General features: G+C 51.4%; 14 protein-coding genes and 1 riboswitch. Of the genes, 11 read left to right on the top strand and 3 right to left on the bottom strand.

The window, feature by feature from the left end:
• Positions 1-31 precede the first annotated feature (31 nt).
• Positions 32-967: a cysteine synthase A gene (gene cysK / locus ACR9FF_RS23405; protein ID WP_435165349.1), complete on the top strand. Its 936-nt coding sequence runs from the start codon at positions 32-34 to the stop codon at positions 965-967.
• Positions 968-1927: 960 nt separating this feature from the next.
• On the opposite strand, the gene corA is transcribed toward cysK, so the two are convergent.
• Positions 1928-2863: a magnesium/cobalt transporter CorA gene (corA, locus tag ACR9FF_RS23400; RefSeq protein WP_435165346.1), complete on the bottom strand. Its 936-nt coding sequence runs from the start codon at positions 2861-2863 to the stop codon at positions 1928-1930.
• A gap of 362 nt (positions 2864-3225) precedes the next feature.
• A riboswitch (SAM riboswitch) is annotated at positions 3226-3328 on the top strand.
• Positions 3329-3431: 103 nt separating this feature from the next.
• On the opposite strand from corA, the gene metA reads away from it, so the two are divergent.
• The 5 genes from metA to ACR9FF_RS23375 all read left to right on the top strand — a co-directional run bounded on the left by metA (position 3432) and on the right by ACR9FF_RS23375 (position 9174).
• Positions 3432-4349, top strand: a complete 918-nt coding sequence (gene metA / locus ACR9FF_RS23395) for a homoserine O-acetyltransferase MetA (RefSeq protein ID WP_127493097.1) — start codon at positions 3432-3434, stop codon at positions 4347-4349.
• A gap of 45 nt (positions 4350-4394) precedes the next feature.
• The gene (locus ACR9FF_RS23390) at positions 4395-5555 is read left to right on the top strand and encodes an aminotransferase class I/II-fold pyridoxal phosphate-dependent enzyme (RefSeq protein ID WP_435165342.1); all 1161 of its coding nucleotides are present in this window, start codon (positions 4395-4397) and stop codon (positions 5553-5555) included.
• Between the two features lie 6 nt (positions 5556-5561).
• On the top strand, positions 5562-6734 hold the full coding sequence (locus ACR9FF_RS23385) for a trans-sulfuration enzyme family protein (RefSeq protein ID WP_127493093.1): 1173 nt from the start codon (positions 5562-5564) through the stop codon (positions 6732-6734).
• A 153-nt stretch (positions 6735-6887) separates the two neighbouring features.
• Positions 6888-8027: a cyclic dehypoxanthinyl futalosine synthase gene (gene mqnC, locus ACR9FF_RS23380; RefSeq protein ID WP_127493091.1), complete on the top strand. Its 1140-nt coding sequence runs from the start codon at positions 6888-6890 to the stop codon at positions 8025-8027.
• Positions 8028-8154: 127 nt separating this feature from the next.
• Positions 8155-9174 carry an FkbM family methyltransferase gene (locus ACR9FF_RS23375; RefSeq protein WP_435165337.1) on the top strand — a complete coding sequence of 340 codons (1020 nt, stop codon included), beginning with the start codon at positions 8155-8157 and terminating at the stop codon, positions 9172-9174.
• Between the two features lie 435 nt (positions 9175-9609).
• Here ACR9FF_RS23375 and ACR9FF_RS23370 read toward each other — a convergent pair whose 3' ends face one another.
• Positions 9610-9774 (bottom strand): hypothetical protein, encoded by a 165-nt coding sequence (locus ACR9FF_RS23370; protein ID WP_435165334.1) that lies wholly within the window; start codon positions 9772-9774, stop codon positions 9610-9612.
• An 83-nt stretch (positions 9775-9857) separates the two neighbouring features.
• On the opposite strand from ACR9FF_RS23370, the gene ACR9FF_RS23365 reads away from it, so the two are divergent.
• The 5 genes from ACR9FF_RS23365 (at position 9858) to ACR9FF_RS23345 (ending at position 14570) form a co-directional block, all read left to right on the top strand.
• On the top strand, positions 9858-10805 hold the full coding sequence (locus ACR9FF_RS23365) for a putative sporulation protein YtxC (protein ID WP_127493087.1): 948 nt from the start codon (positions 9858-9860) through the stop codon (positions 10803-10805).
• Between the two features lie 378 nt (positions 10806-11183).
• Positions 11184-13121 (top strand): threonine--tRNA ligase, encoded by a 1938-nt coding sequence (gene thrS, locus ACR9FF_RS23360; RefSeq protein WP_127493085.1) that lies wholly within the window; start codon positions 11184-11186, stop codon positions 13119-13121.
• Between the two features lie 60 nt (positions 13122-13181).
• Positions 13182-13772 (top strand): 3D domain-containing protein, encoded by a 591-nt coding sequence (locus tag ACR9FF_RS23355; RefSeq protein WP_435165329.1) that lies wholly within the window; start codon positions 13182-13184, stop codon positions 13770-13772.
• A 76-nt stretch (positions 13773-13848) separates the two neighbouring features.
• Complete coding sequence (locus ACR9FF_RS23350; protein ID WP_268960382.1) at positions 13849-13980, top strand: hypothetical protein; 132 nt, start codon at positions 13849-13851, stop codon at positions 13978-13980.
• A gap of 212 nt (positions 13981-14192) precedes the next feature.
• Positions 14193-14570 carry a hypothetical protein gene (locus ACR9FF_RS23345; RefSeq protein ID WP_435165326.1) on the top strand — a complete coding sequence of 126 codons (378 nt, stop codon included), beginning with the start codon at positions 14193-14195 and terminating at the stop codon, positions 14568-14570.
• Positions 14571-14622: 52 nt separating this feature from the next.
• Here ACR9FF_RS23345 and ACR9FF_RS23340 read toward each other — a convergent pair whose 3' ends face one another.
• On the bottom strand, positions 14623-15918 hold the full coding sequence (locus tag ACR9FF_RS23340) for an ammonium transporter (protein ID WP_201008697.1): 1296 nt from the start codon (positions 15916-15918) through the stop codon (positions 14623-14625).
• Between the last annotated feature and the right edge of the window lie 167 nt (positions 15919-16085).

Genomic DNA, 16085 nt, shown 5'->3' with positions numbered 1-16085 from the left:
AGTGATCCAATATAGAAAGGTGCGATGATGAATGCCACGCATTTACAGTAATTTGACGGAGCTGATCGGCAACACACCATTGCTCGAGCTTACTCATTACAATAAGAGTCAGGATTCGCTTGCGAAAGTTATCGCCAAGCTGGAGTATTTCAATCCGGCCGGCAGCGTGAAGGACCGGATTGGCTTTGCGATGATCAAGGATGCGGAGGAAAAAGGCAAGCTTGTGCCAGGCTCCGTTATTATTGAACCAACAAGCGGCAATACCGGCATTGCGCTTGCTTTTGCGGCGGCGGCTTTAGGCTACCGGATAATCATTATTTTGCCGGAGTCGTTCAGTATCGAACGCCGCAAGCTGCTGGAAGCGCTTGGAGCGGAGCTTGTGCTTACGCCGGCATCCGAGGGCATGTCGGGCGCAATTCGCAAAGCCGATGAGCTCGCCGCTCAAATCCCGGGCTCCTACATACCGATGCAATTCAGCAATCCCGCGAACCCCGAGATTCATAAGACAACAACCGCGGAGGAAATCTGGCGCGACACCGACGGCCAGGTGGATATCTTTGTGGCCGGCGTAGGTACGGGCGGCACGATCTCCGGCGTTGGCGAACGCTTGAAGGAGCTTAATCCAAACGTAAAGATTATTGCGGTTGAGCCGTTTAGCTCCGCGGTGTTATCGGGCGGCGAAAGAGGCCCTCACCTGATTCAAGGGATTGGCGCGGGCTTTGTGCCGGACAACTATAACGCATCCGTCGTGGACGAGATTATTACGGTCAAAAACGAAGACGCGTACCGCAATTCCCGTATGCTGGCTCGCAGCGAAGGCTTGCTGGTAGGTATCTCTTCCGGAGCGGCGGCATTCGCGGCTTCGCAATTGGCGAAGCGCCCCGAGAACAAAGGCAAAACGATCGTTGTCCTTCTCCCCGACACGGGCGAACGTTATTTGTCGGCGAATTTGTACGACGAAGCTTAATAGGGCGAGGAGCGCGAGCTCTTCGCATAGCACAATAAGACCCCGCGAGGGTCTTATTGTGCTATAAGGGGGCTGAAGTTGCCGTGATAAGACCCTGTCAGGGTCTTATCGTTTAAGCGAGCGGCGTGAAACTGGCGGATACGGTCAGTTGGCGATGAGATAAGACCCCGCGAGGGTCTTATTGTGCTATAAGTGGACTGAAGTCGCCGTGATAAGACCCTGCAAGGGTCTTATCGTCTAAGCGAGCGGCATGAAACTGGCGGAAACGGTCAGTTGGCGATGGAATAAGACCCCGTGAGGGTCTTATTGCGTTGTAAGGGGGTTGAAGTCGCCGTGATAAGACCCTGGTAGGGTCTTATCGTCTAAGCGAGCGGCATGAAACTGGCGGAATCGGTCAGTTGGCGATGAGATAAGACCCCGCGAGGGTCTTATTGCGCTATAAGGGGGCTGAAGTCGCCGTGATAAGACCCTGCAAGGGTCTTATCGTCTAAGCGAGCGGCGTGAAACTGGCGGAAACGGTCAGTTGGCGATGAGATAAGACCCCGCGAGGGTCTTATTGCGTTGTAAGGGGGCTGAAGTCGCCGTGATAAGACCCTGCAAGGGTCTTATCGTGCTTATTGTATTGTGAAGTCGGGCTCGTGCGCAGCACCTGAGCCCCTTTCGGCCCTCTCCCCAAAGCCGCCGGGGATTGCGGGCGGCGGTGCTGGGAGCGCGGGGCGGTCGGGGAGGGGCGCAGGGGTAAGGGGGAGATCTCCATTGAAGAGCGGAGCGTCCGCCTTTGTCTACACTTTGCAACCTTGGAATACTAATTCAGGCAAAGTGTAGACAACAGCGGCTGAAAGGAGATCTCCCCCGTCCCCGGAGCACACCGACCCGACCGCACCGGACCGACCCGATCGCCCACGCAGCAAAGCGGACAGCAGCAAAAAGCCGCCCCAACACCAGGGCGGCTCCACACACTCACAACCATTTTTTCTTCCTAAACACAACCAGCATTCCTACACCCAGCGCGAGCATGATGCCAAGCAGAATGATCGATCCGCCCCGCACGTGCATTCCCGGAATAAAATCGAAGTTCATCCCGTAAATCCCGGTAATAAAGGTCAGCGGCATGAAGATTGTGGTCATCGCGGTAAACACGCGCATGATTTCGTTCGCCCGGGCGGAGATGGTCGACTGATAAGCTTCTCGTAAGTTCCCCATGAGCTCTCGGTACGTATCGAAGGACTCGGCGATTTTTACGGCATTCTCGTAGATGTCGCTGAAGTACTTTTGCAACTGGTCGTCGATCAGCTTCAAATCCCGCTTGTTCAGCGTGGCGATGAGATCCTTTTGCGGGCCAAGCACTTTCTTCAGCCACAAAATCTCGCCGCGAAGACCGATGATTTCGTTTAGATGCGTTTTTTTCGTATTCATTAATATATCTTCTTCCAGCATCTCGATCCGGTTGTCGATCCGGTCGCCTACGAGGAAGTAATTGTCGACCACGATGTCGACGAGATGGTATAAGAAATAGTCCGGCCGGTTAACTTCCTGTTCCCACAGAACGGGTTTCAGCGTGCGCAGCTCGTTCAGCTTTTGCTTCGTAATCGTAATAATATAATGACGGCCTAGAAAAATATTCAGCGCACGGAGGAAAATTTCCTCGTCATCGAACCGGATACTGTTAATAACGATAAAATATTGGTTTTCATAAATTTCGATTTTCGGACGCTGCTCTTCTTCGCTCAGGCAGTCTTCGACGGCCAGATCATGCATGCCGAACAGCGGCTGCAGGATCGCGAGGTCTTCCACGTCGGCATCAATCCAATAGAAGCCTTCCGCTGCCGGAACCAGCGTTTCATTAATGTCTTCGATCAGGGTAAATAACCCGCTGTTTACATGACGAATTTTCATCCGAGCTTCTCCTCTCTTGTGACGAGCTGCCGGATGAACGAGCAAAAGAACGGACTTAAAACGCAAACGCCCGCTTGAGCAACGATAGATCCGGCAGCTGCCGTATTCGGTTGTTGTCAGGCTTAGGTCGATCGCCTTCCATGTCTGTTTGCACTCCTTTACCCTTTATTCTTCATGAAAAATCGGCTTTTAATCCTTGTCTAGTATACTCCCCCATACACTTTACATTCAAGCGGAAAAATAGGCCGACCGCCTTCAAAAAACGCCTTCTACAGCATATGTCAATAACGTCCTTGACGCGAATGGCAGAATCCATTAAAGTTAAGAATAGAATTGGATTTCGACAACCGAATAGAACCACTTTCTTATCAAGAGCAGGCGGAGGGACTAGCCCGATGAAGCCCGGCAACCGGCGTAAGCACGGTGCTAATTCTTGCGGAAACATTAGTTTCTGAGAGATGAGGGAGGCGAGAGCTCTTTTTTTTGATGAGCGCACGACCTTTTCTCACGGCAGAAAGGGTCTTTTTGCGTTGAGAAGGCCGATATCGAAGCAAAGGAGTGAATCGCAATGCCGATTAAAGTACCTGATTCTTTACCAGCCAAAGAGATTTTGAACAATGAGAACATTTTCGTTATGGATGAAAGCACCGCTTTCCATCAAGATATCCGTCCATTACGGATTGCCATATTAAACTTGATGCCGACCAAGGAAACGACGGAAACGCAGCTTCTTCGCCTGATTGGCAATACGCCGCTGCAGGTGGAGATTGTATTGCTGCATCCGAAGACCCATACGTCCAAGAACACGTCGCACGAGCATCTGGAATCGTTCTACAAAACCTTCGATGACATTAAGGACCAGTATTATGACGGTCTTGTTATCACTGGCGCTCCGGTCGAGCATTTGAACTTCGAAGACGTGAATTACTGGGAAGAGCTGAAGGACATTATGGATTGGAGCAGACGTCAGGTGACCTCGACCTTCCATATCTGTTGGGCCTCGCAGGCCGGCTTGTACCATCATTACGGGGTACCGAAATACGAGCTGGACAAAAAGATTTTCGGCGTGTTCCCGCATACAACCGAGAAGCAGAACGTCAATCTGCTCCGCGGCTTTGACGAAATGTTCTTTGTACCGCAGTCCCGGCATACCGAAGTTCGCCGCGAGGATATCGAGAATATCGGGGATCTGGAAATTTTGTCCGAGTCCGAAGAATCCGGCGTATATATTGTAGCTTCCAAGGACGGCAGGCAAATTTTCGTCAGCGGGCATTCGGAATACGATCCGCTTTCGCTGAAATACGAATATGACCGCGATAAAGCAAAAGGGCTGGAGATTGATCTTCCGAAGAACTATTTCCCGGGAGATAATCCGGAAAAGCTTCCTTATTCGACATGGCGCTCCCATGCGAACTTGCTGTTCTCGAACTGGTTGAACTATTATGTATACCAACAAACGCCTTATGATTTGGGCGCGGGTATCTAAATAATAAATTAGACATGACGAAGACGAAGGAGACGGACGAACTTTATGAAAATTGAAAGTCATCTTGCGCATATCGGTTCCGAGAAGGAGCCTGTAACGGGTGCGGTAAGCTTCCCGATTTATCAAGCAACGGCGTTCCGCCATCCTAAGCTTGGCCAAAGCACAGGGTTTGATTACGCCCGCACTAAAAGCCCGACGCGTACCGTTCTGGAAGAAGCGGCGGCTCAACTCGAATCCGGCGACGCAGGGTTTGCCTGTAGCTCCGGTATGGCCGCTCTGACAACGATCTTCTCCTTATTCAGCCAAGGCGACCATCTGATCGTATCGCTTGACTTGTACGGCGGCACATACCGTTTGCTCGAGAAAATCATGTCCAGATACGGCGTTACGGCTTCGTACGTAGATACCAATGATCTTGACGGCGTGTCCGAGCTTCTTCAACCGAACACGAAGGCCGTTCTGATCGAGACGCCAACGAATCCGCTGATGATGATTACGGATCTGGAGCGGGTATCCGCTTGGGCGAAGTCCAAAGGTCTCCTTACTATTGTAGATAATACGCTGCTTACTCCGTTCTTCCAGCGTCCTATAGAGCTTGGCGCGGACATCGTCGTCCATAGCGCAACCAAATACTTGGGCGGTCACAATGACGTTCTTGCCGGTCTGATCGTAACGAAAGGCAAAGAGCTCTCCGAGCAAATGGCTTTCCTGCATAACTCGCTTGGCGCCGTTCTCGGGCCGCAGGACTCCTGGCTTCTGATTCGCGGCATGAAGACGCTGGCGCTTCGCATGGAACGCCATCAGCTTAACGCAACGGCTATTGCGAATTATTTGCTGGAGCATGAGGCGATCGAAGATGTCTATTATCCTGCGCTGCCTCATCATCCAGGTCATGATGTGCAGAACAAGCAATCCTCGGGCAACACCGGCATTTTCTCCTTCCGTCTGAAGGATGCCCGTTACGTCGAGCCAATCCTTCGTCATATCAAGCTGATCGCATTTGCGGAAAGCCTTGGCGGCGTGGAATCGCTTATGACTTACCCGGCCGTTCAGACTCATGCGGATATTCCGCTTGAAATCCGCCAGAAGATCGGCGTCGACGACCGTCTCCTCCGCTTCTCGGTAGGAATCGAGCATGCCGATGATTTGATTGCCGATCTGGAGCAGGCTTTGGCTGAGGCAAAACGCGAAATCGAGGGGGTTTAAAGCGCCATGAGCGACAGACATAATCCCGAAAAAATCGCCGGACGCCACTTTGCGACAAAGCTGCTTCATTTCGGCGCTGAAATCGATGAACAAACCGGCGCATCCAGTGCACCGATTTTCCAGGCGTCAACCTTCCATCAGGCGGATATTCAAAATCCGCCGCATCATGATTACAGCCGTTCGGGCAACCCGACGCGCGAGGCGCTCGAAAACTATATCGCCTTGCTGGAAGGCGGTACCCGCGGTTTCGCTTTCGCTTCCGGCATGGCTGCGATCTCGACGGCGTTTATGCTGCTGTCCGCAGGCGATCATGTGATCGTAACGGAGGACGTGTACGGCGGTACATACCGTTTGCTTACGGCTGTGCTGACCCGTTTCAATATTGAGACCACGTTTGTGGACATGACGGATTTCGAGCAAGTAAAAGACGCGATTAAACCAAACACGAAAGCCGTGTTTATGGAGACGCCGTCCAACCCGACGCTCAAGATTACCGATATCGCGCGGGTAACGGGCTGGGCAAAAGAAAACGGCCTTCTAACGATGCTCGACAATACGTTTATGACTCCTTACCACCAGCGTCCGTTCGAGCTTGGCGTAGACATTGTGCTTCATAGCGCTACGAAGTTCCTGAGTGGCCACAGCGACGTGCTGGCTGGACTGGCCGTAACGAACGACGAAGCGCTCGGACGCCGGCTGTATCAACTTCAGAACGGCCTCGGCGCGGTTCTGAGCGCTCACGAGAGCTGGCTTCTGATGCGGGGCATGAAGACGCTGCAGGCCCGCATGGAGCATAGCGAGCGCAGCGCCCGCAGACTCGCCGAATGGTTGAATGAGCATCCGGAAGTTACGAGAGTGTACTATCCTGGCCTTGAGGATCATCCGGGCCGCGAGATTCACGAGAAGCAGTCGAAGGGCTACGGAGCTGTCGTGTCCTTCGATGTAGGAAGCGGCGAACGCGCTGCCTCGCTTCTGAGCCGCGTTCAGCTGCCGCTGGTTGCGGTCAGCCTCGGCGCGGTGGAAAGTATTTTATCTTACCCGGCCAAAATGTCGCATGCGGCAATGCCTAGGGAAGTCCGCTATGAGCGGGGAATTACGGACGGTCTCGTTCGTTACTCGGTGGGACTCGAAGATATCGAGGATCTGATTGCGGATTTGGACGCTGCCCTGCGCGGGTAATTTTCGTTCAAAATAAGCGAAAAATGCGGCTGTCGCTTGCGACAGACCGTATTTTTTCGTTTTTCCGTAACATACGAAAGATGACGGACAAGAACGAGATATGATAGGATTAGTTGATAGCTATTAAGAACGGAAAGATAAGGAGGTCTTGCGATGTCTACGTTGGACCAGATTTTGGATAAAGCGCTGCAGGGCGAACGGATTACGTTTGACGAATGCGTAACGCTGCTTGAATCCGATGAAATCGAAAAAATGGGCGAGGTTGCGAATCAGCTGATGCTGAGACGCCATCCTGAACCGATTACGACATTTGTCGTAGGCCGGAACGTCAACTATACAAATATTTGCGATGTGTATTGCCGGTTCTGCGCATTCTACCGCGCCCCGGGTTCGAATGAGGGTTATGTCCTCTCGAACGAAACGATACTTAATAAAATTCAGGAAACCATCGATGTGGGCGGCACGGAGATTCTGATGCAGGGCGGTACAAACCCGAATCTGCCGTTCTCCTATTACACGGATCTGCTCCGCGAGATCAAGCAGCATTTTCCGGATATTACGATGCACTCCTTCTCGCCAGCCGAAATTCAGAAGATGAAGGAAGTATCGGAAGGACTGTCGCTTGACGAGGTGATTCGCCAGCTTCACGAAGCCGGTCTTGATTCGCTGCCTGGCGGCGGCGCCGAGATTCTCGATGACCGCACCCGCCGCAAAATCAGCCGTCTGAAGGGCTCCTGGACCGATTGGATGGACGTCATGAAATCCGCTCACCGTCATGGCATGAACACCACGGCAACGATGGTATACGGCTTTGGCGAGACGGCGGAAGAGCGTGCGCTCCACCTGCTCCGCATTCGCGACGCGCAGGATGAATGCATCGCTAACGGTTACGATTCGAAAGGCTTCCTCGCGTTTATCTGCTGGCCGTTCCAGCCGGATAACACCAACATGAGGAAGGTGGAGAAGTCGAAGCCGGAGGAATATCTGAAGATGGTTGCGGTTAGCCGCATCATGCTCGACAATATCGATAACTTCCAGTCTTCCTGGGTAACGATGGGGCCGGAAATCGGCAAGCAGTCGCTCTCGTACGGCTGTAACGACTTCGGCAGCACGATGATCGAGGAAAACGTCGTATCCGCTGCGGGTACCACGCACAAAGTTAATATTGAACTTATTCTTCAGCTTATCCGCGAGTCCGGCAAAATCCCGGCACAACGCGATACGAAATACAACACGCTTAAGATGTACGATGACAACGAGCATGCTTCGAAAGACTTTGTCATGCAGAACTAATAGAGGTATAAGCATCCGGTCCCGGTTTACGGGGCTTGGATGCTTTTTTTATTTCCGGCATGAAAGGAGGCCGAAGCCACATATTCTTTTCCATGAACAAGACAAGTGGAGAAGGATGTGTAGAGGGATGGACCAGCAGAAACTAATTGCAGCAATCAAGCAGATGGAGAATAGCCTTCACCGGGAAGGTATCCATATAAGGGAAGAGTTAACGGCCCCCATATTGGATGCCGTCTTTGACGAAAACACCATTCTGAGGAAAAAAATCGCATGCGGGTTAACCTTCGATTTCTACTACCGGACCAAAATCGCGCGCGACTTTTTGCTGGCCGAACCGGATTGTCCCGACCATGTATGGGAGCCGCAGACGACCAAGCTGCTGAAGATTTTCTCCAGGCAGGCTAAGGAGGTGCTGATTGGCGGAGCTTATTTTGGCGATCAGGCGCTGATCGTCGCGAAGGAGCTACTGCCGCAAGGCGGGACCGTGCATTGCTTTGAGCCCAACAAGGACCAGTTCTACATGCTGCAGCATAATGCGGAGCTGAACGGTCTGGATAATATACGCGCGTGGCAGCTCGGCTTATGGAAAGACGAACAGGCCAGAATGAAGCTGGTCGGGGAAGATTCCTTCGCCCATGCGGAGCTGGTGACGGAGCAGGACGGCTGCGGGAATGCCGATGTTTTCCATACCATTTCCATTGATACATACGTGAAGGAGCAGGACATTGTGAGCCTGGATCTGATTCTTCTAGATATCGAAGGGCTGGAGCATACCGTCCTTCAGGGCGCTGAGAGTCAATTGAATTTGTCTCCGTACCACGCCCCCAATATCATTTTCGAGGTACACCGCAATTACGTTGACTGGAGCAATGGGCTGGATAAGAGTGACATCATCCAATACCTGCAATCCTTCGGCTACCATATCTATGCCTTGCGCGATTATAACACCAACATAGATATGGCCGGCAAGCCGGTGGAAATTATCCCTCCGGACCGGGTTTATCTCGAAGGACCTCCGCATGGCTTCAATATGATCGCTGTCAAAAATCTGTCTGTCCTGGATGATCCGCAAATCAAGCTTTGCTGCGACGTCAGTCCGAAGCTGCTGACCCATAAAAAAACTTATCTCCATCAGCCAACGGAGTAGCTCCATAGTTTATGCTACGTTGGATTTACTCCAATTAATAAAGCGTTGTAAAGCCGATTACAATCTCTACGTTGGATTTGCTCCAGTATAATGCTCCAATTTAATCCATTTGCGCGCAAAATCGACAATTACGCTGGAGGGAATCCAACGTAAACTCGAAATGAGCCTGCAAGGAGCGATTGTAATGGAGTGATTCCAACGTAGCCTTGTGGAAGGAAGATACAGCGTAATTGATTAGTAAAGCTTCTGCCCGAGGAAACCGGGCAGTACACCAAGCCTCACCCCACCAGGAGTGGCGGGGTGAGGCTTGGTGTGTGAGCACTGGCTATTGGCTGGCGTGAGCGGAGCGAAAGTAACGTACTGGAGAAGCGCAGTTCATGCTTCCGATGTAGCTTTCTTGCAGAAAGCTTTTAGTTCGCCTTTGTTCCCCGGATTTCAACCGCAGCGCGGTTTGAATCGAAGAAATCCGGGAACAACAGCGATCGGAAGAACGTTACTTTCGCGCAGCGACCATACCGCCACCACCGCTATCACCGCCATCACCGCCATCACCCCGCCATCAACATCCGCCAAAAACAAACCAGCACGCACCACCGCCACTCCCCATCATCTCCCACTACTCCATTCGTATATACCCAACCCCCCAGCCATATACTTATAAGGGGAATGAAAGGGGTGAGCTCATGGAGCTGTTTACCGTAACGCTGCCTTCGAACATGGAGCAATCCGCTGCCCAATTAGCGGCGTTGATGGCGGAATACACTACCAATGATCTACATATCGCACACATCGAAGAAGATGCTATACAGTACACGCTGCTTTCCGACAAGGAAATCAGCTGCCAAGCAATCCTGCCGTATTTTCAGCTGGCTGATCATAGCCAATCGGTGCTTCAAGCGGCATCCAAAGCGCTTGCCGAATTCATCGTAACCGATATGGAACCGCTCATACTGGCAGCCATCATTCGGAGAAAATACAGGAACAACCACGCCATCGATGCGCCTGTCATCGAAAAATATTGCCACGAGCTGCTTCACGGAACCGAATGGGATGGTCTGGGAACGAGATTTCTGGATGCGGACCGGCAGCGACGCAAAACGAAGGTAGCCGAGGAGATCGACCGTTACCTGCAGGAAAATTCTGTTTTGCATTTGGATGGCTTAACGTCTTTCCGGTTATTGCCCTACCGGACGGAATTAGCCGAAATTGTAGACTACGCTTTGGACGAATACGTACTGGATAAACAGTACCAGGAGTTTATTTCGCTGCTGAAATATTTTGTGGGTTTGCAGGAATCCAAGGTTCCGATTGTCCATCTCGTGCATAAGGGCAGCCATGATTTTGTCCTTTTCAACGAGAAATTTCAGCCTTTTGAACCGAAGCCCCACTCGGACAAGTTAGTGGCCGAGATGCTGGAGACCGAGATGAATATCGAAGATATGGTGATCAGTTCGCTCATTGCCGTCTCGCCTAAGCATATTATGATCCACACGAGACAGGATGATATGCAGGTCATCCGGACGATCGAGACGATTTTTGACAACAGGGTATCGATTTGCACCCAATGTCCGGCTTGCAGCCCATGCTTTGAAGGAAACGGAACCATCCAGCCTGACAGCCGCATCTATTGACCAATGGGGGATAAAGCGGTTATAATTTTCTCATAACTATGCAAAAAGCAATGACAAAGCCATGTATTTGCCCCGCAATGTCGGTTCAGAGAGAGGAAACTCGGCTGCAATTTCCTTCGTGACATAAGCAAATATACCCCTTTGTAGCTGTGCCGTTGAACGTGGGTTATGACGAATAGGCCCCTATTAAGCCGCACCGGATGTCTCCGTTATCAGATCAATACAAGGATTGCTCAGCTAATGGTCTGAATTCAGATGCAAGAGAGCAGTCGAAGTAGGGTGGAACCACGGGTAATCAAGCACTCGTCCCTTTGCGGGATGCGTGCTTTTTTTGCGTTCATCCCGCCTGCTATCTCAACTTTCTCAGGAGGGAAATCCATGTCTATCAAAGTTACTTTTCCAGACGGCGCGGTTCGCGAGTATGCGGCTGGAACAACAATCGAAGAAGTAGCAGGCTCGATCAGTCCGGGTCTGCGCAAAAATGCAATTGCAGGTAAAATCAACGGCAAAGTCGTTGACGTATACTCGCCAATCGAATCCGATGCGGCAATCGAGATCGTTACCGTTGATTCGGCGGACGGCCTTGAAGTGTACCGTCACAGTACGGCCCATCTGATGGCCCAAGCCATCAAACGCCTGTATGGCAACGCCAACGTGAAGCTTGGCATCGGTCCCGTGATCGAGGACGGATTCTATTACGATATCGATATGGACCAGTCTCTGACTCCGGAGGATCTGACTAAGATCGAGAAAGAAATGCAGCGCATCGTTAACGAGAACCTCGATATTCGCCGCCGCGTTGTCAGCCGCGAAGAGGCGCTTGCGATTTTCACCGAGCTTGACGACAACCTGAAGCTTGAGCTGATTCGCGACCTGCCTGAGGATTCGGTTATTACGATGTATGACCAAGGCGAATTCTTTGACCTTTGCCGCGGACCGCATCTGCCATCCACTGGCCGTATCAAAGCTTTTAAGCTGCTTAGCGTGGCTGGTGCATACTGGCGCGGCGACTCCAAGAACAAGATGCTGCAGCGTATTTACGGAACAGCTTTCGCGAAGAAAGCCGAATTGGACGAGCATCTGCATTTCCTCGAGGAAGCGAAGAAGCGCGACCACCGCAAGCTGGGCAAAGAGCTGAAAATGTTCACGTTCTCCCGCGAGGTTGGTCAAGGCCTGCCGCTGTGGCTGCCGAACGGCGCGAAGGTTCGCCGTACGCTGGAGCGTTATATCGTTGACCTCGAGGAGCGCCTTGGCTACGAGCATGTGTATACGCCGGTTCTCGCCAACGTGGAGCTTTATAAAATCTCCGGACACTGGGAGCATTACAGCGAGGATATGTTCCCGCTTATGGCACTCGATAACGAAGAGCTTGTTCTTCGTCCGATGAACTGCCCGCATCACATGATGGTCTATAAGAGCGATATGAGAAGCTACCGCGATCTGCCGGTTCGTATTGCCGAGATGGGCACTATGCACCGCTATGAGATGTCGGGCGCTTTGACGGGTCTGCACCGCGTACGCGCGATGACGCTGAACGATGCGCATATCTTCTGCCGTCCGGATCAGATCAAGGAGGAATTCGCTCGCGTTGTTAACCTGATCCGTAAAGTCTACGAGGATTTCGGCATCAAGGAATACCGTTTCCGCTTGTCGTACCGTGATCCGCAGGATACGGAGAAGTACTTCCAGAACGACGAGATGTGGGAAATGTCGCAGCGTATGCTGCGCGAGGTAGTCGAAGAGCTTGGCCTGCCATTCTTCGAGGCGGAAGGCGAAGCGGCGTTCTACGGTCCTAAGCTTGACGTTCAGATCAAAACGGCGCTTGGCAAGGAAGAGACTTTGTCGACTGCTCAGCTCGATTTCCTGCTGCCTGACCGCTTTGAGCTTGAATACATCGGCGAGGACGGCAAAAAGCATCGTCCGGTCGTTATCCACCGCGGTATCATCAGTACAATGGAACGGATGACTGCATTCCTGCTCGAGAACTTTGCGGGCGCGCTGCCGCTGTGGCTGTCGCCGGTTCAAGCGAAGGTTATTCCGGTATCCACGGCGTACGAAGCTTACGCGCGCGAAGTGGAAGAGAAGCTGCAGCTGGCTGGTATCCGCGTTGAGAGCGATCTACGCAACGAGAAGCTTGGCTATAAGATCCGCGAAGCTCAGCTGGAGAAGCTGCCTTACATGCTTGTCGTAGGCGAGAACGAAGCGCAATCGGGCTCCGTATCGGTACGTAAGCGCGGCGAAGGCGATATTGGCGCTAAGCCAGTAGCAGAGCTGGTTGAGCTGCTGCAAAACGAAATCGCAACAAAAACAATCTAAGTCTCTTGCATAAAGCTTGGACCGTTTGGGAAATATTCTTCTGAGGAGGAAGCTGCCCAAATGGTCACAAGCTTTTTTACTTGCACAAAAACAATTTCAAGCCTGGCGATAGCCGCCGTGCTGACAGGAGGAGTTGCTGCTCCAAGCCTTGCAGCAGCACCCGCAGCCAAGCAAGAAATTCATGAAGGAACAAAGAAGAACAAGAACGGCAATGAAGCAGTCGAAGCCATTGCGGAACAGGCCCTGTCAACGGTTCAGGTCGTAGCTACCGGTTATACGGCTGGTTATGAGTCAACCGGCAAGCGTCCGGGTCATCCGCAATACGGAATCACTTATTCCGGAGTAAAAGTCAGAAGGGGGCAAGTATCGACCGTCGCGGCGGATACAAAGCTGTTCCCGATTGGTACTCTGCTCTATATCCCGGGCTATGGCTACGGCGTAGTGGCGGATACAGGTTCGGCCATCAAAGGCCACAGGCTCGACTTATACTTTGAGACGATAAAAGATGTATACAAGCAGTGGGGGAAAAGAACGGTTGATGTTCAGGTGCTCCGCAAAGGCAACGGCAAGCTGTCCCAGTCCTGGTTGAACCAGATTAACCGCGCCGTGGAAGCGGGAAAACCAATCCCGCAAACCTATTTGGAGTCGTGATCCCTCTGCTTTCGTACCTGCATAATACGCCTTCTCTCAGCCATACTAAGGTTGGACGGGGAGGTGAATGACTACCATGGCTAAAAATAAAAACAACAAAGCTCAAAGCAGCAAGTACAATGCAGAATTCGCTGAAGAATTCAACCAGAACCAAAATGCTACAGCTGGTAAAGCAGCTAACCAAGCAACTCAAAAAGCACAGAAGTAACTACTTAAACCAATCAACAAGAGGAACCCTCTCTGGTTCCTCTTTTCTTCAATTTCCAAGATTGCCGCAAGTGCAACGAAAGGTTATTGATTTGAAAATATTGTTTATGTCAATTTTTCTAATGTTACATAAATTGAGTTTTCAAGAGCGAATCTTTGTTGTATGATTAGGTATGTAATAAATAATCACGCAATGAAGACAGGTGAGTTGACATGACCGATCCAATTATCCATACGAATCATTCTTCGACCCATCATCGCAAAGCAGCTGAAGTGCTGCCCTTTATCGATGCGTATGTAACGAAGAAGGAGCAGGAAATCGCGGAAATCGAGCAAATGGTTGAACGTTATGAGAAGCGGCGTCTGAAGGAAGAACGGGCTTACCAGTCGATGTCCACGTTGCGCCGGTTATTGCATGGCCGGAAGCCGGATCATCATTTGGCCGTTGAATACATCCATTTCGTGAGAAAACCGATGGAGCAGGTTCGCGCGCTTCGGCTAGAGATTGAGCATGCAAGATCTATTCAGGTATCGTCGCCTACAGATATCGTAGCAGTCTCCGGAGACCTGGTTAATGAACTATATCGATAATCCTTATACTTATAAATAAACGGCGTTCCCCTTCGGAGGAACGCCGTTATTTTTATGGTTTTCTCGTGATATGGTCTACATCGATAAAATCATTCTCCTGGCTGTATGCAGGGACGCCGTGGATTCCGACATCAAGGCCCACAAGCTCTTCGTCCTTGGATACGCGAACGGGCATCGCTTTGCGGATCAGCCATAATACAGCCCATGTTAGGCCAAATCCCCAAATTGCGATCACGACAAGTCCAAGGGCTTGCGCGCCAAGCAGATGCCAGCCGCCGCCGTACAAAAGGCCGTAGTAGCCGTTGCCGACGCCTGTGGTCAGCTCGGGAATCGCGCATAATCCAACGGCCAGGGTGCCGATGCTGCCGCTTATGCCATGCACGGCGAAAGCTCCGACCGGATCATCGATTTGTTTGCGTTCCATGTATTCCGTAACCAGAACCATGGCAATCCCGCAAATAGAGCCAATCCAGATGGCAGCGCCGTCGGATACAAAGGCGCAGCCTGCCGTAATCCCGACAAGGCCGGCGAGAGAGCCGTTAATCACCATTGGCGGATCCGCTTTGCGGTAACGGAACATCGTAAACAAAATACAGATTGCGCCGCCCGATGCCGCGGACAGCATCGTTGTTATGGCAATGTGGCCGATTGCCGCGTTGGTTGCACTAAGCGTACTGCCTGCGTTAAAGCCGAACCAGCCGAACCAGAGAATAAAAGCGCCAACCGATGCGAGCGGCAGATTAGATGGAGATACGATATTTACTTTGCCGTCAGGCGAAAACTTGCCGATCCGCGGACCGATAAACAAGGTTGCGGCAAGCGCAGCGAATCCGCCCAGAGCATGGATTGCTGCCGATCCGGCAAAATCGATCATGCCCAGCTTGCCTAACCAGCCGTTCACCGCCCATACCCAATGTCCGGACAAGGGGTAGATCAGCCCGGTCATGGCGATGGTAAGTAAAATATAAGCCCGGAAATGAATTCGTTCCGCAACGGCTCCGGATACGATGGAAATAACGGCGATAACAAAGGCGCATTGGAACAGCCAGTAGGTTTCGTGGGAAATATTTAGATTGATGTGAGACAAGTCTCCGTTAAGCATGAAACCGGATGAGCCGAACAAGCCGCCGACGTCTTTGCCATACATGATGGCAAAACCGAAGAAGTAAAAGACAAGTGCACCAAATACAATGTCGACAAATACCTTCATAATAATGCTAACCGCATTCTTCTGCCGGACAAATCCGGCCTCAAGCAGGGCAAATCCGCCTTCCATCAGCAAAATCATTGCTGCTGTCAAGACAACCCATATGGTATCCAGCCCTCTCGACAGTTCTGCTACATCCATTGATTCAACTCCCGTTGTTCATAGTCTAATTTGATGTAAGGTTTCTCTGTCTCTATGAATCCGCTAACCATTATAAATAGCCGAAGTAAGTAATGTCAACGTATTAGCGTGATGTTTTATGACGCAGTCTAACTTTTTTTTACAGATTTATAGAATTCGGACTCGAA

The organism is Paenibacillus glycanilyticus (assembly GCF_051200795.1).
In the GTDB taxonomy this organism is placed as follows: Bacteria; Bacillota; Bacilli; order Paenibacillales; family Paenibacillaceae; genus Pristimantibacillus; species Pristimantibacillus glycanilyticus.
Note: the sequence above shows the minus strand (reverse complement) of the source record. Positions and strands in the feature narration are given on the sequence as shown.

Excerpts from the sequence above, each read along its gene's own strand:
- ACR9FF_RS23375 (WP_435165337.1), top strand. The coding sequence starts at position 8,155 with ATGGACCAGCAGAAACTAATTGCAGCAATCAAGCAGATGGAGAATAGC.
- ACR9FF_RS23355 (WP_435165329.1), top strand. The coding sequence starts at position 13,182 with ATGGTCACAAGCTTTTTTACTTGCACAAAAACAATTTCAAGCCTGGCG.
- ACR9FF_RS23365 (WP_127493087.1), top strand. The coding sequence starts at position 9,858 with ATGGAGCTGTTTACCGTAACGCTGCCTTCGAACATGGAGCAATCCGCT.
- thrS (WP_127493085.1), top strand. The coding sequence starts at position 11,184 with ATGTCTATCAAAGTTACTTTTCCAGACGGCGCGGTTCGCGAGTATGCG.
- ACR9FF_RS23385 (WP_127493093.1), top strand. The coding sequence starts at position 5,562 with ATGAGCGACAGACATAATCCCGAAAAAATCGCCGGACGCCACTTTGCG.
- ACR9FF_RS23340 (WP_201008697.1), bottom strand. The coding sequence starts at position 15,918 with ATGGATGTAGCAGAACTGTCGAGAGGGCTGGATACCATATGGGTTGTC.
- cysK (WP_435165349.1), top strand. The coding sequence starts at position 32 with ATGCCACGCATTTACAGTAATTTGACGGAGCTGATCGGCAACACACCA.
- metA (WP_127493097.1), top strand. The coding sequence starts at position 3,432 with ATGCCGATTAAAGTACCTGATTCTTTACCAGCCAAAGAGATTTTGAAC.
- ACR9FF_RS23350 (WP_268960382.1), top strand. The coding sequence starts at position 13,849 with ATGGCTAAAAATAAAAACAACAAAGCTCAAAGCAGCAAGTACAATGCA.
- ACR9FF_RS23390 (WP_435165342.1), top strand. The coding sequence starts at position 4,395 with ATGAAAATTGAAAGTCATCTTGCGCATATCGGTTCCGAGAAGGAGCCT.
- corA (WP_435165346.1), bottom strand. The coding sequence starts at position 2,863 with ATGAAAATTCGTCATGTAAACAGCGGGTTATTTACCCTGATCGAAGAC.
- ACR9FF_RS23345 (WP_435165326.1), top strand. The coding sequence starts at position 14,193 with ATGACCGATCCAATTATCCATACGAATCATTCTTCGACCCATCATCGC.
- mqnC (WP_127493091.1), top strand. The coding sequence starts at position 6,888 with ATGTCTACGTTGGACCAGATTTTGGATAAAGCGCTGCAGGGCGAACGG.